The 1,885-nt window shown below is 53.0% G+C and carries 1 protein-coding gene; it reads left to right on the top strand.

The features are described 5' to 3' along the window. Positions 1–524 precede the first annotated feature (524 nt). The gene (gene ltrA / locus LQ229_RS26865; RefSeq protein ID WP_055107312.1) at positions 525–1,817 is read left to right on the top strand and encodes a group II intron reverse transcriptase/maturase; all 1,293 of its coding nucleotides are present in this window, start codon (positions 525–527) and stop codon (positions 1,815–1,817) included. Positions 1,818–1,885 lie beyond the last annotated feature (68 nt).

The raw sequence follows: 1,885 nt of genomic DNA, 5'->3' as shown, positions 1-1,885 counted from the left end.
GGCGTGCCCAGCTAAGCACGCATCTTCTAGCCGGTGAAAGTCCGGTCGCGGGAAGGGCCAAGCCCCCGCGTAGCTAGGATACCTACGTATGGCGAAATCTGTACGTAGAAGCGTATCGACGAAAGTACCTGTCAGAGGCAGGGCGAGCAACATACCAGGCCGTAACATGAAAGTGAATCCTGCCGCGTCGTCAAAAAGGCCTCGCAAGAGGGAAAAGAGGAAGCCGAGTCCCGCGTACATGGACGAAGGCCATGGAAGCTGCCTAGAACTTGGAGCGGCAGTGAAGAATCCTCCGGCGTAGAGGGAACGGCATGGTATGAAAGAGGATGCAGTGAACTGGGGAGGCCCTCCCCTGCACGGTTGCAGAAACCGTAAAGAGGCCTTCTATAAGCCCCAGAGGTGAAGTGAACGGTCTGCAGGAAGGGAGTCCGAGGGGCTCATAGTACCGTGGAACGCAGGACAACACAACCTGCGGGAGGGAAGGAGCCCTGCTTTGTTCAAGTTTCTTGAGGAGGTACGAGTCAGTGAATGCCAAACGGCTAACAACACCAGAGGAAAACGTTCAACAACTCCAAGGGAAACTCGGTCATGCGGCCAAGGAGAACAAGAAGCGAAGATTTCACGCGCTGTACGACAAGGTCTATCGGGTAGACATCTTATGGGAAGCGTGGCGAAGGGTACGAGCCAACGAGGGCTCGGCAGGAGTGGATGGAGAGACGTTGGCAGACATCGAGAAACAGGGAGAAATGCGTTTTGTGCTTGAATGTCAACGGCTACTGAAAGAAGGGAAGTACCATCCACAACCCGTTAGACGCCACTACATCCCGAAGAAAGATGGCAAACTGCGACCGCTGGGGATCCCGACGGTGAGAGACCGCGTCATCCAGATGGCGACCAAACTCGTCATGGAACCCATTTTCGAGGCGGATTTTCAGGACACGTCTTTCGGTTTTCGGCCTAAGCGGAGCGCGAAACAGGCGTTGGAGCGAATCCGGAAAGCATGCAACCGCAAAGGAAATTGGGTGGTCGACGTCGACATCCAAGGCTACTTCGACAACATCAATCAGGAGAAACTGATGAAGCTGATCGAAATGCGGATCAGTGACAGGCGAATCTTGAAGTTGGTGAGGAAGTGGTTAGGTGCGGGAGTGATGGAAGAAGGAAACATCCGACGCTCAGACTTGGGTACACCGCAAGGGGGAGTGATCTCACCACTGCTGGCGAACATCTACCTGAATTACTTTGATCTTCTGTGGGAACGACATGGCGGTAAGCTTGGGGAACTGACGCGTTATGCAGATGATCTGGTGATCATCTGCAAGACGAAGAAGGACGCACAGCGGGCCTATGAACTCATACGAGCGATTATGGAACGCCTGGAATTAACCCTGCACCCCACGAAAACGCGCATCGTTGGACTTTGGACTGGGGAAGAAGGCTTCGATTTTCTGGGCATGCATCATCGAAAGACGAAGGCCGAAACATCCAAAGGCCAAGTGTACTACACAACCCAGCAGTGGTTGTGCCGGAAGGCGGAAGAGCGAATACGGGAAGGGGTAAAAGAGCGATTAGCTCCGCCAGGTATGCGACGCCTGAGTTTCGAAGAGCACGTGGAGTACCTGAATCCAAAGATTCAAGGCTGGCGCAATTACTACTACACAGCTTACAGCCAGAGGAAGATGGCGAAGTTGGATTGGTATATCCGGCAGCGGTTTGCGAAGTGGTATGCTAAGAAACACAAACGCAGACGATGGTTGAGTTCGCTGCGCGAAGTGAAGTCTTTGTCTATTCAATATGGACTTAAAACGCTCTTGTAATCTGCATGCTCATGATGACGAACATCGGAAAGCCGTATGAGGGAAAACCTCACGTACGGTTTGATGAG

This window comes from Paenibacillus sp. CECT 9249 (assembly GCF_918697855.1).
Classification (GTDB): domain Bacteria; phylum Bacillota; class Bacilli; order Paenibacillales; family Paenibacillaceae; genus MSJ-34.
The sequence above is the reverse complement of the archived record's forward strand: the minus strand, read 5'-3'. Positions and strand labels throughout refer to the sequence as shown.